General features: G+C 70.7%; 25 protein-coding genes and 3 pseudogenes. 12 read left to right on the forward strand and 16 right to left on the reverse strand.

The genetic code is table 11. The annotated features are described in order from the left end of the window. Positions 1 to 56: 56 nt before the first annotated feature. Complete coding sequence (locus tag ACZ53K_RS29550; RefSeq protein ID WP_468842325.1) at positions 57 to 956, reverse strand: oxygenase MpaB family protein; 900 nt, start codon at positions 954 to 956, stop codon at positions 57 to 59. 415 nt (positions 957 to 1,371) lie between these two features. Between ACZ53K_RS29550 and ACZ53K_RS29555 the strand changes: the two genes are divergently transcribed. Further along, positions 1,372 to 2,310 (forward strand): maleylpyruvate isomerase family mycothiol-dependent enzyme, encoded by a 939-nt coding sequence (locus tag ACZ53K_RS29555; RefSeq protein ID WP_468842328.1) that lies wholly within the window; start codon positions 1,372 to 1,374, stop codon positions 2,308 to 2,310. 123 nt (positions 2,311 to 2,433) lie between these two features. On the opposite strand, the gene ACZ53K_RS29560 is transcribed toward ACZ53K_RS29555, so the two are convergent. Then, positions 2,434 to 3,117, reverse strand: a complete 684-nt coding sequence (locus ACZ53K_RS29560; protein ID WP_468842330.1) for a hypothetical protein — start codon at positions 3,115 to 3,117, stop codon at positions 2,434 to 2,436. Between the two features lie 338 nt (positions 3,118 to 3,455). Here ACZ53K_RS29560 and ACZ53K_RS29565 point away from each other — a divergent pair, with 338 nt between their 5' ends. The 4 genes from ACZ53K_RS29565 to ACZ53K_RS29580 all read left to right on the forward strand — a co-directional run bounded on the left by ACZ53K_RS29565 (position 3,456) and on the right by ACZ53K_RS29580 (position 7,310). Further along, positions 3,456 to 4,172 carry a DUF4142 domain-containing protein gene (locus tag ACZ53K_RS29565; protein WP_468842333.1) on the forward strand — a complete coding sequence of 239 codons (717 nt, stop codon included), beginning with the start codon at positions 3,456 to 3,458 and terminating at the stop codon, positions 4,170 to 4,172. A 14-nt stretch (positions 4,173 to 4,186) separates the two neighbouring features. Beyond that, positions 4,187 to 5,599, forward strand: a complete 1,413-nt coding sequence (locus ACZ53K_RS29570) for a DUF1996 domain-containing protein (RefSeq protein ID WP_468842335.1) — start codon at positions 4,187 to 4,189, stop codon at positions 5,597 to 5,599. A gap of 17 nt (positions 5,600 to 5,616) precedes the next feature. Next, a complete protein-coding gene (locus ACZ53K_RS29575; RefSeq protein WP_468842337.1) occupies positions 5,617 to 6,057 on the forward strand; it encodes a hypothetical protein in 441 nt (146 codons plus the stop codon). 209 nt (positions 6,058 to 6,266) lie between these two features. Beyond that, positions 6,267 to 7,310, forward strand: a complete 1,044-nt coding sequence (locus ACZ53K_RS29580; protein ID WP_468842340.1) for a methyltransferase — start codon at positions 6,267 to 6,269, stop codon at positions 7,308 to 7,310. 116 nt (positions 7,311 to 7,426) lie between these two features. On the opposite strand, the gene ACZ53K_RS29585 is transcribed toward ACZ53K_RS29580, so the two are convergent. Next, positions 7,427 to 8,359, reverse strand: coding sequence for an NADP-dependent oxidoreductase (locus ACZ53K_RS29585; RefSeq protein ID WP_468842343.1), 933 nt, complete (start codon positions 8,357 to 8,359; stop codon positions 7,427 to 7,429). Between the two features lie 86 nt (positions 8,360 to 8,445). Here ACZ53K_RS29585 and ACZ53K_RS29590 point away from each other — a divergent pair, with 86 nt between their 5' ends. Then, positions 8,446 to 8,829, forward strand: a complete 384-nt coding sequence (locus tag ACZ53K_RS29590) for a winged helix-turn-helix transcriptional regulator (RefSeq protein ID WP_468842346.1) — start codon at positions 8,446 to 8,448, stop codon at positions 8,827 to 8,829. 34 nt (positions 8,830 to 8,863) lie between these two features. Continuing rightward, entirely contained in the window at positions 8,864 to 9,064 is a 201-nt protein-coding gene (locus ACZ53K_RS29595; protein ID WP_468842349.1) for a phosphatase PAP2 family protein, read from the forward strand. 103 nt (positions 9,065 to 9,167) lie between these two features. Here ACZ53K_RS29595 and ACZ53K_RS29600 read toward each other — a convergent pair. The 3 genes and pseudogenes from ACZ53K_RS29600 to ACZ53K_RS29610 form a co-directional block, all read right to left on the reverse strand. Continuing rightward, positions 9,168 to 9,536 (reverse strand): annotated as a pseudogene (locus ACZ53K_RS29600) (MFS transporter); the annotation flags it as partial. 250 nt (positions 9,537 to 9,786) lie between these two features. Next, entirely contained in the window at positions 9,787 to 10,125 is a 339-nt protein-coding gene (locus tag ACZ53K_RS29605) for an alpha/beta fold hydrolase (RefSeq protein ID WP_468842351.1), read from the reverse strand. Positions 10,126 to 10,174: 49 nt separating this feature from the next. After that, a pseudogene (locus ACZ53K_RS29610) lies at positions 10,175 to 10,444 on the reverse strand (alpha/beta fold hydrolase); the annotation flags it as partial. Between the two features lie 366 nt (positions 10,445 to 10,810). Here ACZ53K_RS29610 and ACZ53K_RS29615 point away from each other — a divergent pair. Further along, positions 10,811 to 11,573: pseudogene (locus ACZ53K_RS29615) on the forward strand (helix-turn-helix domain-containing protein). A 9-nt stretch (positions 11,574 to 11,582) separates the two neighbouring features. Here ACZ53K_RS29615 and ACZ53K_RS29620 read toward each other — a convergent pair. After that, positions 11,583 to 12,400, reverse strand: a protein-coding gene (locus ACZ53K_RS29620; protein ID WP_468842354.1) for an IS5 family transposase whose coding sequence is annotated in 2 segments (ribosomal slippage) — positions 11,583 to 12,151 and positions 12,151 to 12,400 — 819 coding nt in all. Because the reading frame shifts where the segments join, the coding sequence is not laid out codon by codon here. Between the two features lie 60 nt (positions 12,401 to 12,460). Between ACZ53K_RS29620 and ACZ53K_RS29625 the strand changes: the two genes are divergently transcribed. After that, on the forward strand, positions 12,461 to 12,712 hold the full coding sequence (locus ACZ53K_RS29625) for a cupin domain-containing protein (protein ID WP_468842357.1): 252 nt from the start codon (positions 12,461 to 12,463) through the stop codon (positions 12,710 to 12,712). 583 nt (positions 12,713 to 13,295) lie between these two features. Here ACZ53K_RS29625 and ACZ53K_RS29630 read toward each other — a convergent pair. The 3 genes from ACZ53K_RS29630 to ACZ53K_RS29640 form a co-directional block, all read right to left on the reverse strand. Further along, entirely contained in the window at positions 13,296 to 13,988 is a 693-nt protein-coding gene (locus tag ACZ53K_RS29630; protein ID WP_468842359.1) for a GAF and ANTAR domain-containing protein, read from the reverse strand. A 94-nt stretch (positions 13,989 to 14,082) separates the two neighbouring features. Beyond that, positions 14,083 to 14,811 (reverse strand): GAF and ANTAR domain-containing protein, encoded by a 729-nt coding sequence (locus ACZ53K_RS29635; RefSeq protein WP_468842362.1) that lies wholly within the window; start codon positions 14,809 to 14,811, stop codon positions 14,083 to 14,085. After that, positions 14,808 to 15,545 (reverse strand): GAF and ANTAR domain-containing protein, encoded by a 738-nt coding sequence (locus tag ACZ53K_RS29640; protein WP_468842364.1) that lies wholly within the window; start codon positions 15,543 to 15,545, stop codon positions 14,808 to 14,810. The genes ACZ53K_RS29635 and ACZ53K_RS29640 overlap by 4 nt, the downstream gene beginning before the upstream one ends. Positions 15,546 to 15,872: 327 nt before the next feature. Here ACZ53K_RS29640 and ACZ53K_RS29645 point away from each other — a divergent pair, with 327 nt between their 5' ends. Beyond that, on the forward strand, positions 15,873 to 16,661 hold the full coding sequence (locus ACZ53K_RS29645) for a GAF domain-containing protein (protein ID WP_468842366.1): 789 nt from the start codon (positions 15,873 to 15,875) through the stop codon (positions 16,659 to 16,661). 144 nt (positions 16,662 to 16,805) lie between these two features. On the opposite strand, the gene ACZ53K_RS29650 is transcribed toward ACZ53K_RS29645, so the two are convergent. From ACZ53K_RS29650 to ACZ53K_RS29665, 4 genes are all read right to left on the reverse strand, one after another. Next, positions 16,806 to 17,339, reverse strand: a complete 534-nt coding sequence (locus ACZ53K_RS29650) for a transposase (protein ID WP_468842368.1) — start codon at positions 17,337 to 17,339, stop codon at positions 16,806 to 16,808. Positions 17,340 to 17,927: 588 nt separating this feature from the next. After that, positions 17,928 to 18,416 (reverse strand): glutathione peroxidase, encoded by a 489-nt coding sequence (locus tag ACZ53K_RS29655; RefSeq protein WP_468842370.1) that lies wholly within the window; start codon positions 18,414 to 18,416, stop codon positions 17,928 to 17,930. A gap of 45 nt (positions 18,417 to 18,461) precedes the next feature. After that, positions 18,462 to 19,946 (reverse strand): MFS transporter, encoded by a 1,485-nt coding sequence (locus ACZ53K_RS29660; protein ID WP_468842372.1) that lies wholly within the window; start codon positions 19,944 to 19,946, stop codon positions 18,462 to 18,464. Beyond that, positions 19,871 to 20,830, reverse strand: a complete 960-nt coding sequence (locus tag ACZ53K_RS29665) for an NADPH-dependent FMN reductase (protein WP_468842374.1) — start codon at positions 20,828 to 20,830, stop codon at positions 19,871 to 19,873. Before ACZ53K_RS29665 ends, ACZ53K_RS29660 begins: the two co-directional genes overlap by 76 nt. Here ACZ53K_RS29665 and ACZ53K_RS29670 point away from each other — a divergent pair. Next, positions 20,758 to 21,720 carry an Lrp/AsnC family transcriptional regulator gene (locus ACZ53K_RS29670; RefSeq protein WP_468842376.1) on the forward strand — a complete coding sequence of 321 codons (963 nt, stop codon included), beginning with the start codon at positions 20,758 to 20,760 and terminating at the stop codon, positions 21,718 to 21,720. The two genes, ACZ53K_RS29665 and ACZ53K_RS29670, sit on opposite strands and share 73 nt — an antisense overlap. Positions 21,721 to 21,973: 253 nt before the next feature. Here the strand turns inward: ACZ53K_RS29670 and ACZ53K_RS29675 are convergent, their stop codons facing one another. Then, positions 21,974 to 22,660, reverse strand: coding sequence for a TetR/AcrR family transcriptional regulator (locus ACZ53K_RS29675; protein ID WP_468842378.1), 687 nt, complete (start codon positions 22,658 to 22,660; stop codon positions 21,974 to 21,976). Positions 22,661 to 22,755: 95 nt separating this feature from the next. Here ACZ53K_RS29675 and ACZ53K_RS29680 point away from each other — a divergent pair, with 95 nt between their 5' ends. After that, positions 22,756 to 23,670 (forward strand): SDR family oxidoreductase, encoded by a 915-nt coding sequence (locus ACZ53K_RS29680; protein WP_468842380.1) that lies wholly within the window; start codon positions 22,756 to 22,758, stop codon positions 23,668 to 23,670. Positions 23,671 to 23,713: 43 nt separating this feature from the next. Here ACZ53K_RS29680 and ACZ53K_RS29685 read toward each other — a convergent pair whose 3' ends face one another. Beyond that, on the reverse strand, positions 23,714 to 24,439 hold the full coding sequence (locus ACZ53K_RS29685; protein WP_468842383.1) for a GAF domain-containing protein: 726 nt from the start codon (positions 24,437 to 24,439) through the stop codon (positions 23,714 to 23,716). Positions 24,440 to 24,451 lie beyond the last annotated feature (12 nt).

Consider the following 24,451-nt stretch of genomic DNA (forward strand, 5'->3'; position numbering starts at 1 on the left):
GCCGTCGGACAACCCCCTGGGGCTGTTCGGAAGTTCTCCGGGTGCCGCTCGGTGCGTTACGGACGCATCGAGCGCTTGAAGCGGTACGCGACCGGGTGGAGCCGCCAGCGCTCCGGTACCAGCGGTGCCGTCGTACGGACGACGGCCGCGACCCGGCGCAGCCGACGTTCGTCGTCCCGCGTCCACCGCAGGCCGAGGCGGTCGCGCAGCGGCTCGGGCAGGAAACCGACGACCAGCGCGTACACCAGCGGTTCGACGGCCGTGCGGCAGAAGCGCTGCCAGTCGCGCCGGGGCAGGCGCCACCAGCGCGGCGGCGGCAGGGCGGAGACGTTCAGGATGCTCAGCAGGTCGCGCATGGTGCGGTTGTCGCCGAGCCGCTCGTCGACCATGGTGGCGAAGTATGCGCCGAAGCCGTCCAGCGTCGGCGGCATATGGTGCTCGCGCAGGCCCAGGATCAGCCCGAGGCGGCGCCATTCCTCGTACAGACGCCGCTGGTCGGCGGGGCTCAGCGGGCGCCCGAACCACTGCTGTTCCAGGACGAGGGCCCGGTAGAGGGTGGCGTGCACCCACCAGTAAGCCTCGGGGTTGAGAGCGTGGTAGCGCTTGCCGTGATCGTCGACGCCCTTGATGCCCTTGTGGCTCTCACGCAGCCGGCCGGACTCGGCGAAGGCCGCGGAGCCACCGAAGATCAGGGTGAACACGGAGGTCATCCGCTGGTCGAGCCGCTGCCACGGCCCGGCGCCCACGGGGTTGGGATGCTCCTGGGTCGCGGCTCCGATGCCGGGGTGCGCTCCCTGGAGGAGGAGCAGGAAACCGGAGAGCAGCAGCAGTCGGCGGTCACCGCCGATCCGCCAGGCGACCGCCTCCGGTCCGAGCGGCTGGACGACGGAGCGCCGGGAGCGGGCGCTGTCCGCCGATATCGGAGACCGGGCAGGTAAGCCGGGATCAGCAGTCATGCCTGTCCTTCTGGAGGGGTGGGGGTGACCATGTCACCTACGCATCAAGGCGTACGGACACTGGCCGCGAAGCGTTCAACCGGGGGGCAAAATGTGTGACGCGCGGCCACACTACCCCGACAAATGCCATTGTCATAGGTTTAAGGATCTCTTCGGTTGATGTCGGATCATGGGATGAGATGGCCCAGCTGAACACACAGGAGAAGTGCCGGTGCGGTTACGGGAGTTCGGCGAGGGCGAGGCAGCCCGACCAGGACGGCCGGCAGACCCGCCAGGGGCGCGAGAAGTGATACGGGTGCGACCGTCGCCGCGCTCACTTGCCCACCCGCCGCCGGTCGCCGGCGTTCCAGGGCCTTGATCGGCCGGGACCGGATATCCGGTGGCCGCCCGGGCTTCGGGTTGGCAGGCTTCGGCCATGAACTCCCGACTCGGTGACGGTGACCTGTCGGGCCATGACCGGCTCGGTGACCCGTCAGATCACGCGTGGCTCGGCACGCCGATCGACGCCCGTCCGCTCTTCGCCCCCGAACAGACCGCGCTGATCACCACTTTGCGCGGCCTCGCACCCGCCGACTGGCACCGGCAGGCGGTACCGGGCTGGACCGTACGCGACCTCGCCGCCCACCTCCTGGGCGACTTCTACGGACGCCTCGCCCGCGACCGCGACGATCACAGGGAAGGCCCGCAGTCCGCGCCGGGCGAGCGTCTGGAGCCGTTCATCCACCGCATCAACCAGGAGTGGGTCGACGCCTCCCGCCGGATCAGCCCGGCCGCACTCACCGACACCCTGGATCTGATCGGCGGACAGGTCGTCCGGTTCTTCGAGGCGGCCGACCCCGGCTCGCCGTCGCTGGGGGTGTCCTGGGCCGGTGCCGACCCGGCGCCGATGTGGCTGGACAGCGCCCGTGACTTCACCGAGTTCTGGACCCACCGCCAGCAGATCCGGCACGCCGTCGGCCAGGGAACCGACCCCGAACCGCGGTCGCTGTCCGTGGTCCTGGACACCTTTCTGCGGGCCCTGCCGCACACGCTGCGCACGGTCGAAGCGCCGGTCGGCACGCAGGTCCGGGTACGGATCGACGGCCCGGCCGGCGGCACCTGGACCGCCACCGCCACGGGGGCTCGCTGGTCCCTGGCCGAAGCCGACGCCGCGCCCGGTTCCGAGCTTGATACTGCACCCGATACCGAGCCCGGCCCCCGGCACGTCGCCGCGCTCGTACGTCTGGACGCGGAGACCGCCTGGCGCCTCTGCACCCGCGGCATCCAGCCGGAGACCGCACTGGCTCGCGCCCGCGTCGACGGCGACCGCCGACTGGCCGAGGCGGTCTGCCGGATCGTGTCCGTCATCCACTGACTCCGGCAAGCGAGTCAGCGGGGGTTCTCCACAAAGTAGACGCCGGGACGAGCCGCGCAGCACACGAGGGCGCAGACCCGTCCCGGCCGACTGCTCAGCGGCCGGTGGCCCGGCCGCGGCCGGTCACTGCTGGACGTCGAGCGTCGCCCGGGCCGGGCGCAGGGTGTGGGACGGGTGCGGCTGGCGGAGGTCCGCCGAGCCGGTGCCGTCGAAGAGCCGCTCGCCCGCCTTGACCGGCGCGGTACCGAAAGCGCTCTTGAAGGACGCCGCGCCCTGGCTGGTCAGCGTGAAGGACATGCGCGCGGTGACCTTGCCGGAGGAGACCCGGACGTTCTTCCGGTCCAGGGTGAACGCCAGGAACGCCGCCCTGGCGGGCCGGGTTCCCCGGACGTCCCCCAGGATCCGGCCGGTGGCGAGGTCCGCCCTCAGATGGTTGACCCGCAGGTAGCGGCCGCCGCGGGTGAACTCGAAGCCGCCGTCGAAATGCAGCTCGCCCTTGGTCAGACTGCGGTTGAACGCGCCGCCGGTGATCGGCGTGGTGACGCAGCGCCGCTCGCGGGTGCCGGACACCCGGGCCGGGCGGACGGCGTTGAGCCGTACGTGCGCCTTGGCGAGGGCCCGGGTGGCTTCCGGCGCCAGGCAGAAGTCGCCACTGCCCTTGCCCACCCGGGTCAGCTCCCCCTGGGGCGCGGGCACCGGGCGCGGACTGTCCGGGGCGGCGGCCAGGGAGATGCTGCCGCCCAGTGGCGCGGTGAGGGCGAGCGCGGTCACACAGGCCGTGGTCAGCAGGCGGCGCGGTGCGGACATGGGGACGTCTCCTTCATGTACGGCTGCGGTCGGCCGCGGCTGACCGGCAGCGTTGCTGTGTTTGCTGAAGGTATTGACGCGCTGCGACCGATGGTGACGCTCATGACGTGAAATCACCCGTTTGCCCGACATCCACCAGCGTGTCGCCCCTGGGTTCGCGGACCGCAAGGGCGTAAAGGGGTGCGGGGCGGCGCCAGGAGGCACCGCGGGCGCGGCCCGGCACCCTAGCAAGCGGGAACCACCGTGGCGGTTCTTTGTCGGGTTGGCGCCAACAGAGCGGCGGCGTCCCGGCGCCGCATTAGCGTCCTCTTTCCCGTCACCCGGAGAAGGAGGGCACTTTGCGAAGCGTCGGACGACGGCGTTCGGTGATCGGCGATGTCCGGTCGCGGTTCTCGGTGGGGACCGGGCTGGTCATCGCCGGACTTTCCCTCACGGCCGTGGCCATTCTGCTGCCGGTGCAGTTGTTCGCGAGCAGTGGCAGCGCCGCGAACAGTTCCGCTCCCGCCGCGCAGGACGACGGGCTCGGGGTGTGGAACACGCCGTCGGGTCCGCTGACGCCGCTCGACCGGGAATTCGTCAGGAAAGTACGGCAGGCCGGACTGTGGGAACTGCCCGCGGGCCGGCAGGCCCTGCAACGCGGTAAGCGACAGGCCGTCCAGCATGCGGGCCGGCATTTGACGGAGGGGCACACCGATCTCAATCAGCGCGCCGCCGACGTGGGCCGCACCCTGGCCATCACGCTCCCCGGTCAGCCGACTCCCGAGCAGCAGGGCTGGCTCACCCAGCTCGACGCGGCCGAAGGCGACACCTATGAGCGGCTGTTCGCGAACCTGGCACGCCGCGCACACGGCAAGGTTTTCTCCCTTGTCGCCCAAGTGCGGGCGAACACCCGTAATTCCGTGATCCGGGACCTGGCCACCCGTGCCAACAACGTCGTCCTCGATCACATCACGGCCCTGGAAGAGACCGGACTGGTCGACTTCGACGCACTCGCCGACGGACAGCCGTCCGGCGGGTCCGGCACAGCTACGGTGGCGCCGCCACCCGCGAAGTGAAGCGAAGTGATGACATGAAACGGCAGCAACAGATACCGGCGCGGACGGCACGTCCGCACAAGAGGACGCGTCTGTCGAAGCGGAGCGGAGCGCTGATCGGCACGGCGCTGGCCGCGTGCGGCGGTACGGCGTTGATCGCCGCCCAGGCACTGGCGGGCACCGGAGGGCCCGGGGCCGGGGACGAGGACTCCCCGGCGGCCGGAGCCGTGGCGGCGGCCGGCCGGACGATCAGCTGTCCGGACGTGGGCCGGCAACTGCGCAGTCTTCCGGCACAAGCGGCACCCGAGGTGAACCGGAACCTGGGGCAGCTGGAGGCCCAGGTCGCCCAGGCGTTCCAGCGCTGGTCGGCCGACCCCGGCGCGCAGGATCGCGTACTGAACGAGCTGAAGCGGGACCGCGGCGCCACCATCGGGCGCATCACGGACGCCCTGCGGCAGGCCGGCGGCCGGCCCGGCGCGCTCGACCGGCTGAGCGCGTGCCGGACGACACCGAAGACCACCGCCGCACAGAGCGCTCCCCGGGGCGCGCGGGACGGAAACAGTGCGGACAACGGCCCTTTCCGCAACGACTTCGTCGACATCACGACCGTACGGCCGAACACCAGGGGCGGCGGAAACCAGGGCGGGCAGGGCGGTTCCTTCCGTTCGGAATGCGGGCGCAACGAGAACGGTCACAACAACCCGGACAATCTGATCGTGGCGCCGGGCGTGAGCAACGGCGCCCACCACATGCACGACTACGTCGGAAACCTGGCCACCACCGCGTTCTCCTCGGACAAGGAACTGGCCGGGGCGGGCACGACGTGTGGCAACGGGGACAGATCCACCTATTACTGGCCGGTGCTACGGCTGCGGGACAACGGGCGGGAAAAGGACGCCAACGCGCCCGGCGGCGGGCAGGACGGCAATGTGGGCACGATCGTACGGCCCGCCGAGGTGTCACTGACATTCGACGGGAACGGGACGGAAAAGGTGACCGCCATGCCGCCATTCCTGCGCAACCTCACCGGTGACGCGAAAGCGCTCACGAACGGCCCGGCAAACGCCAGAGCCTCGTGGAGCTGCACCGGCTTCGAGGACCGGCAGCTGGAGAACAAGTACCCGATCTGTCCGCAGGGCAGCAACGTCGTACGGTCGCTGGCGTTTCCCAGCTGCTGGGACGGGCGCAACACCGACAGCGCCAATCACCGCACGCACGTCGTCTTCCCGGACGGGAACGGGCGGTGCCGCAACGGATTCCGGGCGATTCCCCGGCTGGTGCAGCGGCTGACCTACACCATTCCGCCGAACACCCTGTACGCGGTGGACAGCTTCCCCGACCAGCTGCACAACCCGGTGACGGATCACGGTGACTTCATCAACCTGATGCCGCAGCGTCTGATGCGTACGGCCGTGGACTGCATCAATTCCGGCCGCGACTGCCGCTGAAAGAAAGGGACTTTCCCGTGAAATTCCCCTCCGGCCCCGCACTCCCCCTCCTCGCGGCGGGCGGCCTGTCCTGCGCGATCGTCATAACCGCCTACGCAAACAACGCCCCCACCCCACTCCCCCGCCCCACCAACCACACCATCCCCGCCCCCACCGGCCCACCCGCGTCCATGACACAGATCGCCGCCGCCCTCGGCTGCCGCGCCGACCTCATCATCGACGCCCGGGAACTGCGCGAAGGCGGCTGCACCACCGGCGCTGGTGTCTTCCGCATCCTGACCTTCAGCGGCGACGACAAGAAACGCGCATGGCTCACCGAGGCCCAGGCATACGGGGGCACCTACCTCGTGGGCACCCGCTGGTCGGTGACCGGCCCGTCCCGGAACGCACTGCTGCCGCTACGGAACAGCCTGGGCGGCACCATCGAGTCGGGCGCCGGACACGGCCACTCCCCCTGACGCCCCGCCCCCCGATCGCGCCGTCCCGCCCGCGCCAGGGCGGGACGGTGCCCCTTCCCCCCACTCCCGGGCACCGTCTTCGGTGCCCGTTTTCCGTGTGTGACAGCCTCCCGCCGGTGGTAGTGATCACGGGCGCGGACGTATGTTCGCGTCCGTAAACTCCGTGCGATCCCCGTATCACCCCCCGCAACGATCCTGGAGGCAATCCCATGGCATCCCCGCACCCCGTCGCGCCGACCGCGTCCCCGCTGCCGCTGATGCAGTTAGCCACCGGGTTCTGGGCGTTCAAGACGCTGGCCACCGCCGACGAACTGGGCCTGTTCGGCCTGCTCGACCGGCTGGGTGGCGGCACGGTCGAGGAGTGCGCCGAGGAGCTGGAGATCGGCATACGGCCCGCGGGGATGCTGCTGACCGGCTGCGCGGCGCTGGACCTGCTGGAACGCCGCGGGGACGGCCGGTTCGTCAACTCGGCGCTGACCGACGCCTATCTGGTGCCGGGCCGCCCGTACCACTTCAGCGGCTGGCTGCGGATGCTGGACCAGCGGCTGTATCCCGGCTGGGGCCGGCTCGGCGAGGCCGTCCGCAACAACCGGCCCACCACCTGGGACCCCGGCAAGCAGCCACACCTGTTCGACACCGAGGACCCGGGGCTGCTGTCCGTCTTCTGGGAGGCGATGCACGCCCTGTCGTCATGGACCGCGCAACGGCTCGGCGAGGTCGTGGACCTCACCGCCGGGGCCCGGCTGCTGGACGTGGGCGGCGGCTCCGGCGCGTACGCCATCGAGCTGTGCCGACGGCATCCGGGACTGAAGGCGACGGTGTACGACTTGCCGAAGGTGTGCCCGGTCGCGGAACACAACATCGCCGAAGCCGGGCTCGACGACCGGATCGGCACCCACCCCGGCGACTTCCTCGCCGAGCCCGATCTGCCCGGCGGGCACGACATCATCGTGCTGTCGATGATCCTGCACGACTGGGACGAGGACACCAACCGGATGCTGCTGGACAAGTGCTGCGCGGCGCTGCCGCCCGGCGGCACGCTGGTGATCAGCGAACTGATGGTCGACGACGATCTGACCGGCCCCGCCCCGGCCGCCCTGATGAGCCTGAACATGCTGGTCGAGACCGAAGGCGGCCGCAATTACACGGCCGCGGAGTACGGCTCCTGGCTGGTCGACGCCGGCTTCTCCGAAGTCCGCAAGGTCCCGTTCGAGGCCCCCGGCGCCAACGCGGCCATCGTCGCCCGCAAGTAGCGCCCGACAGCGTGACGCGGCGTGCGGGCCGTTCGCGACGTGCGCACGGGCGACGGACGGCCCGTGCGCACCGGCGGCTCAGGTGGCCGGCTGCTGCTTCGCGGTTCCCGGCAGGGTCAGGTAACGGTGAGGACGAGCTTGCCCTGAAGGTGGCCGCCGTCGAGCAGCCGATGCGCGTCGGCGACGCGCTCGAACGGGAACGTCTCCTGCACGTGGACCCGGAGCCTGCCCTGCTCGGCGAGTTCGACGAGACCTCGCAGGGCGACCGGATCGGGGTCGACCGCTATGCCGCTGAAGCGCATGCCGGCCGCCTCGTACTTGGCGGCGAGCGCCGCGTCCCCCATGGCGACCGCCGTCACCAGGTGACCGCCTGGGCGGAGCACTTCGAGCGACCGCTCGACGGTGTCGCCGCCGATCGTGTCGAGCACGACGTCGATGTCGCGGACCGCCCCGGTGAAGTCGGCCGCCGTGTAGTCGATCACCTCATCGGCGCCGAGCTCCTCGACGAAGGTGCGCTTGCCCCCGCCGGCGGTCGCGATCACGTGCGCGCCGAGCGCCTTCGCGATCTGGACCGCGACATGGCCGATCCCGCCACCACCACCGTGGACCAGAACACGGTCTCCCTCGGTCACGCCGCCGAGGTCGACGAGGCCCTGCCACGCCGTCAGCCCCACGACCGGCAGCGCCGCCGCCTCGACGTGCGAGAGCGACGCCGGTTTTCGCGCCAGGTGCAACGCCGGCGCCGAGACGACCTCGGCGTACGCGCTCGCCGCCCGCGGGAACAGCGGCATCCCGAACACCTCGTCGCCGGGCCTGAACCGCCATGTCTGCGGCGCCTCTTCGACCACGCCGCTGATGTCCCAGCCGAGGACGAACGGCGGCCGGCCGATCAGCGGGAATTCGCCGGCGCGCAGCAGCGCCTCCAGCGGGTTCAGCCCGATCGCCTTGACGCGGACGAGAACCTCGGTCGGGAGGGGCCGGGGCTCGGGTGCGTCCACGACGGTGAGCACCTCGGGACCGCCGAATGTCTGCTGGGTGATGACTCGCATGACTCTCCTGGCCTGGAAAACCTGTGAAAAGGGGGAGAGAACTCAGACTAGGTATCCGATAGGAACCAGCAGGTACCTTTGGCGCCATGAGCGGTTTCGGTCCCGGTGATCCCTTTCTCGCCGACTGCCCGGCGCGGCTGGCGGTCGAGCTGATCGCCGACAAGTGGACGGTGGTCGTGCTCTACGGCCTCAGCAAGGGCCCGGTGCGCCATGGCGAGCTGATCGAGCTGATCGGCGGCATCTCCCGCAAGATGCTCACCCAGACGCTGCGACGGCTGGAGGCGCACGGACTCATCCGCCGCCACGCCTATGCCGAGGTGCCGCCGCGCGTCGAGTACGAGCTCACCCCGCTCGGGGCGACGCTGATCGATCCGATCCACGTGCTGACCGAGTGGGCGAGGGCGAACGGCGGCGCAGTACTCGATGCACTCGACGCCGCCGGTCCCGAGCGGGTCGCTCCTGGCGGCTGAGGCCCCCGCTGGTGCTGTGGCCGGGAAGATCAGCGTGCACACCGCAGTCGCCGCCGGAGCACTCGCCTTCCTCGCGACCGCGTGCGGGCCGCTGGTATGGCTCGCTGTGCCGGTCGTCGCCGTCATCGCCTGGTCCCGCGTCGAACTGCGTGATCACACCCGTGCCCAGACCATCGCCGGAACGGTCGCCGGCGCCCTGGTTGCCGGGCTCGTCTTCACCGGACTCCGCGCATGACGCGCAGCCCCGGACGCCCGTAGAGAGCACGCCCGTGACGATGACGGCGCGCCGGCCGTCCGCGGCGCGCACGGGCGACGGACGGCCCGTGCGCACCACCGATTCAGGTATCCAGCCTCTGCTTCGCCGTTTCCGGCAGGGTCAGGTAGACGAGGAAGGAGATGAGGCAGAGCGCGGAGACGTACCAGGGGAACAGGTTCGCGTGGCCGGCCTGTTTGAACCAGGTGCCCACGTAGGGGGCGGTGCCGCCGAAGAGGGCCACCGTCAGGGAGTACGGGAAGCCGATGCCCGCGGCTCGTACGCGGGCCGGGAAGATTTCGGCGTTCACGGCGGCTGCCACCGCGGTGTAGCCGGTCAGCAGCACCATGCCGGCGCACTGGACGAGCGGCAGGGACCAGAACGCGTCGGTCACCAGGTGCAGCAGCGGTACGGCGAGGACCGCGAAGCCCAGTGCGAAGCCGAGCAGCAGTCCGCCGCCGACCTGGCCTACAAGGCCGTGGACAAGACCACCGCCGTGGACTTGAACGCGGAGTGGTTCCGCCACAACTACGAGCTGATCCTTCCGATCGGCCTCAGCGGACGGCCGGCAAAGCGCTGCGGGGCCCTACAAGGGCCACGGTCAGACACCGCTTCACGCTTCACGTGCCAGAACCCCGGTGTAGAGGTCACCTGCGTTGCGGTACGCCTCGTACGGCACTCGGGTGCCGCCCAGCATCTGTGTGTCATGTTTTCGGCGCGCCGGTGAGGAGGAAGCGGACCGGCGTCGCGCAACCGGCGGCGTCTTCGAGCCAGGGGTTGTGGCCGCCGGGCACGACCGCCAACTGTGCTTGGGGGATTTTCGCCACGCTTGGCCGCCCCCGCTGGGGGGAGCAGAACACGTCCTGTTCGCCCCAGATGAAGTGCAGCGGCGCTGTGATACCGGCCAGTTCGGTGTCGGTGAGGACGTTCTCCCGACGTGCGGCGCGTCCGTGCATCAGGCGGCGTAGCAGCGCACGGTAGGAGGCTGCCTGCCCTGGCAGGCGGAGTGGGAGGCGGTGCAGGTCGAGCAGGTCGTTGGTCATACCGTGGGCCGCGTACCGGGGAGGCCCGTGCCGCCATCGCAGCGGTTCCGCGGAGCGTGGGCAGTGCTGTCGCGGGCGTGCCGGTGATCGCTGCCCGGGATATGCGAGCCGGTGCGTCGATCGCCGTCCACAGAGTGAACAAGCCGCCCAGGGAGCTGCCGATGAAGGGCGCCTGCTGGAGTCCGAGCTCGTCCAGCGCTCCTGTCAGTTCACGGGCCGCCAGGTCGCGAACGGGTCGGCCCTGCCAGCGGTAGGGCGGTGCGGGACTGTGCCCGGGCAGGTCGAGCAGGACGTGGCGGTAGCCGGGCAGTTGGGCGATGAGAGGGGGGCGAAGCCCATGGCCGGGACCGAGAGACCGTTGACGTGGAGCACGGGTGTACCCGAGCCGGTGGTCAGGGCGCGTAGTCGGACCGGCGGATCTTCGAGCATGATGGGGTGTTCGGTCATCGTCAGTCCGTAGGTGGCGGCGACGCGCTCTTCCGCCGCCCGGATTCGTTTCTCAAGCCTTGTGGCAGCACGCATGACTCCACTGTCACCGTCCCCGCACGCTGGTTCTTGGACAAATGTTCCGGCGGTCTTCGGCACGTAGTATGGGCAGACGCGATCCACCGCGCACGAGCAGGATGCTGTGGCTGGGTGGGATGTCGCGCGGCCGTCGCGGCCCAGCCGGGTGGCGGGTGTCAGCATGGCCGGCTTCCGCGACCGGGGCACGGGCCCGGCCGATCTGCGGGCGCTCCCGCACCCGGCCGTCACGCTGGTTGTGGAGTTCGGTGAGGGCTGGCTCGTCGACGTCATGGGTCGGCAGCAGCGGGGAAGCCTCGTCGCCGGGCTCGCGCTCGGCGAGCTTCGTACGCGCGGCGAGAACATCGAGTGCGTGGAGGTGCACCTGTCCCCGGTGGTCGCGCGTGCCGTGCTGGGCGCCGGCCCGGCGGACCTGGACCACGCCGTGACAGCCCTCGATGATCTGTGGGGCCGGGGCGCGTCACTGCTCCGGGAGCGACTGAGGGATGCCCCGTCGTGGGAGAGTCGTTTCGTGTTGACCGACGCCCTGCTCGCCCGGCGATGCGAGACGGGGCCGTGCGTGGCACCGGAGGTGGCCCGGGCCTGGGACCGGATCGTCGTCAGCCGCGGCCGGGTGCGCATCGATGATCTGGCCCTCCAGGTCGGATGGAGCCGAAAGCGCCTGTGGTCCCGGTTCCGGTCGCAGATCGGCTGCTCTCCCAAGCGCGCTGCGAAGCTGGTCCGCTTCGACCATGCCGCCCACCACCTGGCCGCGGGCACGAGCGCGGCCCGGGTCGCGGGGTTACGCCGACCAGTCCCATCTCCATCGGGAGGTGAGGACGTTCACCGGAGTGACTCCGGCGGTCCTGGCCGGTGACCCAGGGCTGGCGGTGGACGGCATCGCGTGGGCGGATCAGGGACCATTCGCACAAGACCGGCCCCCTTAAGAGGGTGTCCTACGTGGTGAGGTGGGCAAGGCGCTTGTGGCAGACCAAGGTGGCGGCGAGGCCGAGGAAGGCCAGGTAGTTGCGGTGGTCGCGCTCGTAGCGGGGGCTGAGTCTGCGGTAGCCGGACAGCCAGGCCAGCGTCCGTTCGATCACCCACCGGTGACGGCCCAGCCGGTCGCTGGGCTCCCTACCGATACGGGCGATGCAGACCGCGATGCGCCGTCCCCGTAGCCATCGCCGCAGGTGCGGGCGGTCGTATGCCTGGTCGGCATGCACCTTGCCCACCGGGTAGTTCCGCCCACGTGCGGGGTCGTGTTTCGATTGATATCCGCCGATCATCGGCTTGAAACCGTCGCTGTCGGCGGTGTTGCCGCCGGAGAGGCCGACCACGAGGGGCAGCCCGGCCGCATCGGACAAGACGTGCAACTTGGAACCGGGCCGGCCCCGGTCCACGGGGCTCGGACCTGTAAGTTCGCCCCCCCTTTTCGCCCGCACGTGGGCAGTGTCGAGCACCAGGCGGGTCAGGTCGAGAAGACCGCGGCCGGCGAGCCGGTCGAGAACCCGCTGATGCAGACGGCCCACACCCCGGCCCTGGACCAGATCAAAAAGCGGCGGTGAGCGGTGGACTTCGAGACGCCGAAACACGGTGGCAGGGCCCTCCAGGCGCGCCCGGACACCAGCACGTACACGATCGCGGCGAACACCGCCTCATCGTCGACGTTCGCAGTTCCGCCGCCCTGGGGGCGCAGACGCGGCGGCGGCAGCAGAGGCCGGGTGATCTCCCATAACCCGCCCGGGACGATCCACCCCCAACGGTTGCTCACCATACGAGAGACCTGCCCACCTCACCACGTAGGACACCCTCTTAAGGCTGTGAGGGTGGGGACATGAACAAACACGATCCCCTCGCTGTCGCCAGGAAACTCGCACCGTTCGACTTCCGGGAACTCGCACCGTTCAACGGCGCCCCGTTCTGCGTGTATTACGGCGACCGGCTCGACCAGTCCGACTGGGAACTGCACCCCGACACCGACGAGTTGCTAATGGTCTTGGAGGGCAGTGTCACCCTCGAAATCCTCACCGGTACCGACCACTGTCGCGTGCCACTGACGGCCGGCCAGTTCACGATCGTGCCTTAGCTTCGCTTTTATCACCGGCGGTAAAGGATCGCTGGTGATAAGAGCGAAGCTAAGGGCCACTGGCACCGGCACATCGAGGTGCACGACGTCATCGAGTTGTTCTACACGCCGGGCACCACCGAGGAATCCACAGCCGACGATCCCCGCGTTTGCGCACCGGATCCGGCAGATACATGAGGCCGCACCGCACAACACCCCAGCCAAGGCGCCGACCGGCCACCGGAGCCGCGGCTGCGGACGGCCGCCGCCAGCCATGCGAACGAAAAGCCGACGGTCGTCGCGGACGGCAGCGGGTCCTCCTCCGGCCGCTGCCCGGCTCCCACCCGCCACAGGCGCTACCTCCAGCGGCCCGGTGTGAGGGCCTGTACGGACCGTAGAACCAGTGGCAGTGGCGGCCAGCCTGGTTCCAGGCAGGACCGGCCCGGCCAGCGGCACGAGTGCGTCATTGGGCGGGGTGGAAGGCCGGCCGGGCGGCAGCCCGACCACCCGGCGCGGTTGCCGCGGACAAGACCTGCTCCTGCCGCGGCAAGCGTGTCTACCGGCGCACCGGAGACCGCCGACTGATCACAACATCACTCAGGCCCTAGTCGAGGCTTTGGTGGGTGAGGACGTGTTGGGCCGTGTGGAGGAGGGGCTGGCTGTGGCGGAAGGAGTGGGCGCGGAGGCGGGCGAGGGCGTCGTTGGGGGTGAGGCCGTATCGGGCGGCGAGGATTCCGGCGGCGATGTGGACGCTGGGCGGGTAACCCTGGGGGCCGGGCTGGGCCGGGCGGTTTCGGGTGGTGAGCAGGTCCGGGTGCTCGTCCAGGGCGAGGAGGGTGATGATGCGGGCGTAGGCGCCGGCCCGCGCTTGTTGTTCGGGGGTGAAGGGGGTAGGGGTGCAGCGGCAGAGGTCCAGGGCGCCGATGGTGCGGCTGCCGAAGGTCAGGGGCAGGGCCAGGACGCTACGGGCTCCTTGTTCACAGGCGGTGGGGGCGTAGGCGGGCCAGCGGCCGTGGGCGTGCTGCAGGTCCGTGACGTCGACCGGTTCACGGTGGCTGTAGGCGTCGATGCACGGGCCTTCGCCGGTGACCAGTTGGGCGTCCTCGACCAGGCGGGCGCGCTCGTCGGTGGCGCCGGCCAGCAGACGCAGTTCTCCGGCGGTGATCAGGGTGGTGCCGGCGAAGTCGGCGTCCAGGTCGTCGGCGCAGGCCCGGCAGGCGGTGGTGAGGGTGAGGCCGTCGGTGAGGACGGCGGCGCTCACGCGCTGCCACGCCGCGGTGTGATGGTCGTGGTCCATGGGTGTGTCCCTGCTGCGGGGTATGCGCCGGCAGAGCGGGAGGGGCACGTCCTTCCCGCCGGGGTCTGGGGCGGTTACCGGGCCGGGTGGCGGGTTAGGGGCGCTGGACGGTGGTGGTGTCGAGGGTGCCGTCGGTGACCTGCTGGCACAGCTGGGTCAGGCGCAGTTGGTGGGCGCGGGCGTGGCGGCGCAGGGCGTCGAAGGCGGTGTCGAAGTCGGTGTTCCAGCGTTCGGCGAGGATGCCCTTGGCCTGTTCGATGACGATGCGGCTGGACAGAGCGGCGCGGAGCTGGGCCCGCTCGACGTTGCCGTACATGATGCTGCGCTGCTGGAGGATGGCGATGGTCGCCACGTCCGCCAGGGCCTGGGCCACCCGGGCGTCGGCTGCGCTGAGGTCCTGTTCGCGGGTGTCGAAGAGGTTCATGGCGCCCACGGTCTGCTGGCGCAGGCGCATGGGCAGGGCGTGGGTGGTGGCGTAGCCGGCCTGGCGGGCGCGGGCGGCGAAGCGCGGGAAGGCGGCGGTCTGCACGTCAGAGGCGAGGTCGACGTTCAGGCGGGCGGTGCCGCTGCGGTGGCATTCCACGCAGGGGCCCTGGTGGGTCTGCAGGACGAACAGTTCCAGCAGCCGGGTGTGCTCGTCGGAGGCAGCGATCACCTGGAGGTTGCCGTCGGGGTCGGCGAGCATGACGCCCACGGCCGTCACGTCCAGCAGCTGGTTGCAGCGGTCGCACAGCTGGTGCAGGAAGTCGATCAGGTCGAAGTCGTCCACCAGGGTGTCGACGGCCTCGACCATGGCCGCCAGTAGTTGTTCCTCACGTGTCATGGCCCTTCAGTCCCTCCGCCGGCGGCAGTGGCCGGCCCGTTTTCATCATCTCGAAAGCTCAGCCGGCGGGCCACCACGTCCCCGGCGACCTCTGTCACCGGGCGCCCGTGACGGAAGGCATGGGCGCGCAGCCGCAGCAACGCCTGCGCCACGGGCACGCCGGCCTGCACGCTGACCATGCCGCTGGCCTGGTGGACAGCGGCCCGGTAGAAGTCCCCGCCCCCGTCCGCGAAAGCAGCCAGCTGCGGACCGCCTTCCACCAGAACGGCGGTCAGGGCGTTGGCCACCAGCCACGTGTCGGTCATCGTGGCGTCCGCCAGCGGGCTCGGCGCCGCGCGCTGCAGCGTCAGGGTGCCCAGGCACGCGGCACCGACGTGCAGCGGGAAGCAGAAGAGCGCGCCGATGCCCAGCGCCGCGGCCTCGGGCAGCAGCGCGGGCCACCGCCCGGACGGAACCCGCGCCAGGTCCGGCACCAGCACCGGCGCACAGCACACCCCCACCTCCGGGCCCGGCCCCTGCCCCAGCGTGAACTGCAGCTCCTCCAACTGCGCACTGGCACCGTCGGAGCACCACAGCACCTCGCTCAGGCCGCTGTCCGCCAGCACGGAGACGGCGACGCCGTCCACATCCAGCGCCCGGGCGCACACGTGCGGATCAACGCCGATCAGACCCGTATCGGCTCCGGTGGGGGCCAGATGTTCCAGCACGGCAGCCAGGTCACGGTCGGCATCCACCCGTCCCACCTCCAGCAAGCCACAGCCGGAAACGGCCTCTGCGGCGCAGGAACGCACTCCGCCGGCCATCAGCCTAGGGGCACCCCCACCCTGCTGTCCGGGGCTGCGCATACCCGAAAGGACGTGCCCGATGCCGCGAACAGGTCAGAGACCGGAAACCACCGGAGAATGGCGGCCACCGGCCGCCCGTAAACACCGTGGGACGCCTGCCCGGGGCGTAGGGTGGAGGCGTAGCTGCCTGAAGGTGACGTGCTCGTCCACCACTTCTGACATTGGCTTCCGGTCAGGGCAGCATCGGCGGTGAATGCCGGAGATCGGAACACCCTCATGAGTGCCCGCCCCCCTTGCACGCCCGCCCACTTGTGCGCCGAGCCCGCGGTGAGCGGGCCCCGGGCGGAAGCCGTCGCCCTGGCCTCCCGCCACGTGGGCCAGCCCCACCCCGCCCGGCACCTCGGCGAAGCCTGCCGCACCGCCCTGGATGACGTCTATTCCGTGGGCCTGACGCTGGCGGTCGACGCCGCCCTGGCCCAACGCACGTCCCTGTGCGCCGCCGGTCCCCTGGCCACCCACGGCGAGAGACTTCAGATCAACCTCGGCGAAGGCCCCTGCGTCCAGGCCCTGAACCAGGGCACCCCGGTCCACGCTGACGACCTCGACGACTCCCACACCACACGCCAGTGGCCCGTCTACGCCCAGCAGGCCCTGGCCCACCACATCCGTGCCGCCTTCGCCCTGCCCGCCCTCAACGGCCCCGACCCCGCACAGCAGTCCGGACTGGCCCTCACCCTCTACCGCGACCAGCCCGGCCCGCTCTCCGCAGCCGACCTGCACACCGCCCAGCTGCACACCGACGCCGCGGAACTGCTGCTCCTGGCCGTCCCCCGGCCCGCCGAGGACGACCTCACCGACGTCTGGCTCCTGCCCGCCGACGCCGTCGTCCACCAGGCCACCGGCATCATCAGCTACCGCCACACCCTCACCACCGGCCAGTCCCTCGCGCTCCTGCGCGCCCACGCCCACACCACTGACACCGACCTGACCACCCTCGCCCACGCCATCGTCCACGACAACCTGCACCTGCCCGACCCACCCGACACCGACCCCACCAACACCTGACACCCCCCGAGGGCCCTGAGTACGACGGGCCTCCGCCTCGGAGCGATGAGACGACTCGTCTGAAGGCGATCAAGCGATACACCAGGCGCAGCAATGTCGGCGTACACGTGAACGTGGCTCCGGCAAGATTTTCGCAGGCAGAGATCACCCCGGCGGCGCCGCCCTGCTGGTGCAGCGTCGCCTCAAGTGCGCGATCAGGACGACGCGTTGCCGTAGCAGGGGGACGCCGGCGCGACCGGCCACAATCCGCTTCTGGAGCTTCACGTCCGTGACACGACCTTCATTCATCCCGGAGCTGCAGGGAGTGGTGATGCCGCGAGCCACCGCGTCCTGGTCCTCCCGGATGCCCTTCGCCAGCACCGCCAGGGGCGCATGTCCGCAGGTGGCGAGCCGAGTGAGCCAGCCGGGCAGCGCGGTGGCGTCGCGCTGGTCGACCACGGTGGCGAACTCGCGGACAAGCTCGTGGACGTGCACAAGTTCCGGGCAGTGCGCGAACAGCAGACCCAGCCGTTCCTGGGCCTCCACGGACCGGCGTTCGGGCGGAGTGATGATCCACCGGGCGACCTGGAGGGGCGAAGACGCACGGGTCGGCGGGGTCTGCGTCCCGTTCGTCTCGCGCCAGGGTGCGACGGCGACTTTGACGCGTTGGTAGTGGCCGCGGTAGCCCTTGGCGATCAACTCCTGGTGCAGGACCCTGGCGTTGTGCTCAGCCTCGTCCCAGCGTTGCTGCAGGTAGTCGAGGTGGGCGAGTGAGCTGTGGGCGGGCGGAGCCGGGGGTGACGCACTACTTCCTGCCGGCTGGTGGCGCGGGCGTACTTGTGGACGGTGCGCCGGTTCAGGCCGAGCTCACGGGCGATCGCGCTGCTGCTGAGGCCCGTGCCGGTGTACTCGTGGACGGCCTCGAACAGGCGCTTCGCGTGCCGCCCGGCCCGGGTAGCCTCAAGCGTCGCCCCGGCGTCCGAGGCACGTTGCGGTTCCTCGTGCTCGGCGGGCGGCGGGACGGCGGCTACCAGGCAGGCGCGGTGTGCGACCGCTATGTCCTGGACTCGCCGCGACCCGCGGAGTCTGCCGTCTTTTGCGCACCCGTACCGCGTACGGGGCGGAGGGGGCGGCACTTCAACCCGCTCTTGGAGGGCGAGCCGGAGTTCGCCCGTTTCTTCGGACGGTATGTGATCACCGTGTTCGTGCAGGACAGGAGACCGGAGGAGGCCGAACCGGCCCATGCCCGGGGTGAGCGGGCACGGGCCGTCGGCGGGTGTGCGGCTGTCAGCGGGGCAGGACGGCTTCGATGGCGGTCGTGACCTCCTCGGCACCGGGATCGGTCTGGGGTGCGAAGCGCGCGGCGACGGTGCCGTCGGGGGCGGCGAGGAACTTCTCGAAGTTCCAGCGGACCTCGCCGGTGTAGCCCTCGGCGTCGGCGGTGTCGATGAGTTCGGTGTAGAGCGGGTGGCGCGTGGCACCGTACACGTCGGTCTTCTGCGTCAGGGGGAAGGTGGTGCCGTAAGTGGTCGAGCAGAAGGCGGCGATCTCCTCGGCGGTGCCGGGTTCCTGGCCCACGAACTGGTTGCAGGGCACGCCCAGGACGGTGAAGCCGCGCGGCGCGTAGTGCTGCTGGAGCTTTTCCAGGGCGGCGTACTGCGGGGTCAGGCCGCACTGGGAGGCGACGTTGACGATCAGTACGGCCTTGCCGCGGTACTGGGCCAGGTCGGCGGGGCCGCCGGTGAGGGCGTCGATCTCGGTGTTGAGGACGGACATGTCACTCCTTGGGTGAGGTGCTGGTCTTGCCGGTCAGGGGCCGGGTCAGCCGCGTACACCGTGAACGTGGCCGGGCTCGTTGGGCTGTGGAGTGTGCGGATGCGGCCGGGGGCGGGGGTCGTGGCTGATGAGGAGGGTGGCGGTGATCGCGGCGAGGGTGATGATGCCGGCCGCCCACCACAGGGCGGTGCTGTAGCCGTGGACGAGGGCTTCGGTGGCCTGGCCGGGGTGGTGGCGGGTGTAGGCGGCGGTCGTGGTGGCGGCGATGGTGTTGAGCAGGGCGGTGCCGATCGCGCCGCCGACCTGCTGGGAGGTGTTGACCATGGCCGAGGCGATGCCGGCGTCCTGCGGCCGGGCGCCCAGGGTGCCCAGGCTGAAGGCGGGCATCAGGGCGGTGCCCAAGCCCAGGCCGGTGACGAGCATGCCGGGCAGGACGGCGGTCCAGTAGGAGCTGTCGGGGGTGATCCGGGTAAGGAGGGCCAACCCGGCGGCGGCCACCAGGAAGCCGGGGCCCATCAGGACCCGGGCGGGCAGGCGGGGGGCGAGGCGGGAGCCGATCTGGGTGGAGGCGATCACCGAGGCGGCCGCGATCGGCAGGAACCCGGCGCCGGCCTGCACCGGGCTGAGTCCCAGGACGCTCTGCAGGTAGTACGTCAGGAACAGGTACATGCCGAAGTTGCCGATCACGGCCAGGCCCACCGCGAGGTAGGCGCCGCCGCGGTTGCGGTCCGCCAGGACGCGCAGGGGCAGCAGCGGGGACGTGACCCGGCTCTGCAACTTCGCGAACGCGGCCAGCAGGACCAGCCCGGCGCCCACGGGGCCCAGGGTGGCGGTGGAGGTCCAGCCGCCCTCGGAGGCGTGGGAGAGCCCGTAGACGAGGCCGACCACACCGGCCGAGGCGAGCAGGACTCCGGGAACGTCCAGGCGGGGCCGGGCCCGGCCCGCGGGCGGGTCAGGCAGGGTGCGCAGGGCCCCGGCGGCGGCGATGACGCCGAAGAAGATGTTGATCAGCAGGGTCCAGCGCCAGTTCAGCGCCTGGGTGAGCACCCCGCCCAGCATCAGGCCGATGGCCGCGCCTCCGCCGGACAGCGCGCCGAAGACACCGAACGCCTTGGCACGTTCCTTGGTGTCGGTGAACATCACCGACATCAGCGAGAGCACGGCAGGCACGAGCATGGCGCCGAAGGCGCCCTGCAGAGCACGCGCCCCGATCAGCATTCCGGTGTTCAGGGCCGCGCCGCCGAGGGCGGAGGCGGCGGCGAAGCCGACGACGCCGGCCAAAAGGGTCCGCTTGTGCCCCCACAGGTCCGCGAGGCGCCCGCCGAGCAGCAGCAGACCGCCGAAGGTAAGGGAGTAGGCGGTGATCACCCACTGGCGGGAACCGTCGGAGAAACCGAGGTCGTGCTGGACCGAGGGCAGCGCGATGTTCATGACGGTGACGTCGAGGACGACCATCAGCTGAGCCAGACAGATGAAGAACAGAGCGATCCAGCGTCTGGGATCAGCCTGCGCGGGCGTGGGTGAGGACATGACGGCCTTCCTTGTCGAGCAGAGGGGGAGCGCAGCTTCGCGGGGGGGCAGGCGTAGGGGTGAGTGGCGCGGGCGGTTCGCAGAGCACGGGCCCACCAGGTCAGCTGGTCCAGCAGCGTCTTGGCGGCGGTGTTGCAGCCCTCGTCGGTGGGGCGGCCGTCCGCGTCGAAACGGTCGAAGTAGTTGGCGAAGGTGACGACATCGCGGAGGGGCACGGTGTGTAGCTCGCCGAAGACCAGCCGCAGCTGCTCGACGGCCCGCAAGCCACCGGAGGCGCCGCCGTAGGAGACGAACCCGACCGGCTTGGCCTGCCACTCGGCGTAGAACCAGTCGATGGCTGCCTTCAGCGGGGCAAGGAAAGAACGGTTGTACTCGGCCGTGATCACCACTAAGGCGTCCGCGGCCGCGATCCGCTCCGCCGTCGCAGCGACCTCGGCGGGGCGCTCGGTGGTCAGTTCCATCGGCAGGCGGACCTCGGCCAGATCGATGACGTCCAGCGTGAGGTGCTGATGCGCGCCGGCCTGGTCGGCGAACCAGGCAGCGACCGTGGAAGCGAAGCGGCCCTCGCGGGTACTCGCCACGATCACTGCCACCCGCAGCGGCTGGTCGGTGCTGGGCGAGGAAGGGGAGAGAAGACATGGAAGATCCTCCAAGAAGGGTGCGCTGACCGGTGCCGCCCGCCCTGGGCACTCACCTCCGCGCACTCGGCGCGGCGGGTGGGCGGCTTGCTTCACGGTCACAGCAGGAGGTGCGGTTTCCGAAGCCGTACGCTGGAATCCGAAAAGATCCCTCACGTAGACAGGGCAAAGCGATGATTTCCGGCGGCATCCCCGACGAGATCGATCAGCGCCTGGTGCAGGAACTGCTGCGGGACGCACGCGCACCGTTCTCCCGCATCGCCGAGGCCATCGGTGTCTCCGAGCACACCGTCGCCCGCCGCTACCGGCGCCTGCACACCATGGGCATGCGTGTCGTCGGCACCCCTGGACCCCAGCACGGCGGGCCGACCAGGTGGATGCTGCGCGTGCACTGCGCCCCCGACGCCGCAACCAAGATCGCCGACGCGCTCGCCGGCAGAAACAACACCAGCTGGGTCGTCATCGCCTCCGGCGGCACCGAACTGCACTGCGCCGTCGACACCCACAGCACCCGCGAACGCGACGCCCTGCTCCTGAACAAACTGCCCCACACCCCCCGCGTCGCCTCGGTCAGCGCCCACATGATCTTGCAGACCTTCGCCGGCACCTCCGACATCTGGTACGCCCCCCTGCCGCGGACCGACGACCAGCAGGCAGCACACCCAAAGGCGGCAGCCGAGCCCGCCGAACTGGACGCAGTGGACGAACAGCTCATGGCTCACCTCGCCAAGGACGGCCGCGCCCCGCTGACCGAACTCGCCCGCACCACAGGTCGTTCACCGGCCGGTATCACCCGGCGCCTGGACCGACTCCTCACCACAGGGGCACTGCACCTCGCCGTCGATTACGCCCCCGAATACCTCGGCTTCAACGTTCTGGTGCGCTTCTGGCTCCGCGTCGCCCCCGGGCAGCTCGGCACCGTCGGCTCCGCCCTCGCCGACCACCCGGAAATCCCCTTCGTGGCCGTCACCACCGGCGCCTCCAACATGGTCGCCACCGGCATGTTCCACGACACCCACGAGCTCTACGAGTACCTCGACCACCGCATCGGCACCCTCCCCGGCGTGCAGTCGATCGAGACCGCGCCCATCCTGCGCGAAGTCAAACGCCTCACCTACCCCAACGCCCCTCGATAGCCGCGATACGCACGCGCCTCCTTCGCCCCCCGAAGGGCCCCAAGGCCCTCGTGCCCGGTGTGGCTCCGGAGCACGCCACGCAGCCCACCCCCTAACGGCAGGCTGTTCCCGGCGGACTCGCGTTGCAGCGCAGGAGACGCAGGGTAGGGGCGGTGGTTCGGGCATTACGGAGGGCCGGGGCTGCCCGGTTCGCAGGGGGCGCTGAGCCGCGTACGGTCCGCGTGGGGATGCCTGCGACGGCGCAGGTGATCGCTCAGGAAGCTGGGCGTGCGGAGGTCGGCTCCTGGCGGGCGAGGAGTCCGCTGGCGGTCACCTCTGCCGTGCGGCGCACCAGGCCGGTGAAGTCCATCCGCAGGGGGGCCAGCGCCGGGTCGGAGTCGTAGGCGGCCTGTAGCGCCTCCGAGGGGCGGCTGCACGGCCAGGCTGCCATGGCCGCGAGCACGGTCGTCTCCACCAGCCTGGACGCGCCCTCGGCGCCGAGTTCAGGAAGGTGCCGCCGGACCACTTCGATCAGGGCCAGCGTGTTCTGCCAGGCCGCGTGCTTGTGCCGGACGGCGACCTCGGTGGAGATGTTGTGTTCCAGCACAGCGGCCTGCGCGGCGAGCAGATCACAGAGCACCGGCCGCCCGGCCAGGGAGACTGCCAGAGTCTGTGCCAGCCTGTCCCCGCGCTCGCGCGGTGTGCCGCCGCCCGGAGGGGCACTGCGCCCCAGTTCGGCGGCCCAGTCGTGCATCTCGGCCTGTAGCAGCTCCAGCAGGACTGCTTCGCGGGACTCGAAATAGCGCAGCACATTGGATTTGGCCAGCCCTATTCGGCGGCTCAGCTCGTTGAGGCTGAGCTTGGCGACCGGCATCTCGGTCAGCATCGCGGCCGCGGCCGCCAGGACCTGCCGGCGCCGTTCGAGTCGCTGCTCATCGCTGCGTGCGCGCTGGAACTCCACCCGTCCATCGTAGCTACCGCCGGTCTCTTAATAAAAGACCACCGGTCTGTTACGGTGGAAGATGTTAGAGACCAGTAGTCTTTTAGGAGGCAGGGATGTACCGGGTTCCCGATCAGCAGGGAAAGCTCGCCGTCGTGACGGGCGCGAACAGCGGCACCGGCAAAGAGGCCGCCAAACGCCTGGCCGCAGCCGGAGCCCACGTGGTGCTCGCCGTGCGAACCCCGGCCAAGGGCGAGCAGGCGCAAGCGGAGATCCGCACCGCACACCCCGCCGCCCGGGTCAAGGTCCGCCGGCTCGACCTGGCCGACCTGGCTTCGGTCCGCGAGTTCGCCAACGATCTGATCGCCGAGGGCAGGCCGCTGGACCTGCTGCTCAACAACGCCGGAGTGGCGAACGTACCCACCCGGCACGAGACAGCGGACGGATTCGAGCTGCAACTGGGCAGCAACTTCCTGGGCCCGGTCGCGCTCACGGTCAAGCTGCTGCCGCTGCTGCTGTCGGCCCCCGCGCCACGCGTGGCCACGATGAGCAGCCTCGGCGCCGCCACCGGCCACATCGACTTCGACGACCTCCAATCCACCCGCAACTACAGCCCGACGAAGGCATACGCCCAGTCCAAACTGGCCGATCTGATGATGACCCTGCACCTGGCAGACCTCGCAGCCCGGCACCAGTGGCCGCTGCTGTCGGCCGGTGCGCACCCCGGCACCACCCGCACCAACCTGATGGCCTCGGGGCCGACCCTGGGCGGCGGCCGACCGGGCCGGTTCACCTCGCTGGCCGCCAAAATCGTGCCCTCCCAGGGGCCGGAGCAAGGTGCGGAACCGTTGCTGTATGCGGCCACCAGCCCCGACGCCGCGCCCGGTGGCTACTTCGGCCCCCGCTGGGTCATGACCGGCCCCCCGAAAGCCATCCGCCCGCCGCGCCGCGCACAGGACAAGGCCGTCACGGCACGCCTGTGGACCGAAGCCGAACACCTCACCGGCATCACCGTCGCCGACCAGCTCTGACCGGCCCGCCCTTGCTGGTGCCGCCGGCCTGCCATCTGGGGAGTCATGTGGGGGCCGTCAGGCCGGGTGGGTTGCGGTGGTCGATGATGTCGCGGGCGAGGTCGAGGATGGGGCGTCCGGTGGTGTAGGCGTGGGAGCGCAGCAGGAGCAGGGCCTGGTCGAGGGGGAGATGGAGGCGGACGGCGAGCATCCCGGAGGCTTGGTGGACTTCGGCGCGGTGCAGGGTGGCAAGGTCGGTGGCCGGATCGCGGCGGCCGTCGGCGCCGGGCAGCATGGCCAGCAGCAGGAAGGTGGCGGTGTCGGTAAAGGAGCCGGTGTCGAGCTGCTGCTGAAGGGTGAGGGGACCGGGGCGGGTGCGGTAGCCGGTGAAGGCGCCGAGCCGAACGGCTCCGATGGCCAGCGGGAAGGCGAAGAGGGCGCGGGCCCCGGCCTGCAGGGCCTCGGGCAGGAAGGCGGGCCAGCGGGTGTCGGGCAGGCGGGCCAGGTCGGATTCGCAGATGGCCCGGCCGTGGCGTACGCAGTCCAGGGTGGGGCCTTCGCCGAGGGTGTACTGCAGGTCCTCCAGGACCGTGCCGAGGCGGTCGCCGGTTGCGTGCCAGAGCAGTTCGGGGGCGTGGCCGCCGGCTTGGGCGGAGATGGTGACGCAGGTCAGGCCGAGTGCCTGGGCGCAGCGGTCGGCGGGCAGCAGGCCCAGGCCCGGGGGGCTGCCCAGGGTGTCCAGGAGGGCGGTCATCAGCGGGCTGGTCGGGGGGTCACGGGGCGAGGGCATCTGCCTGGCCCT

It is taken from the genome of Streptomyces sp. NPDC033221 (assembly GCF_055577005.1).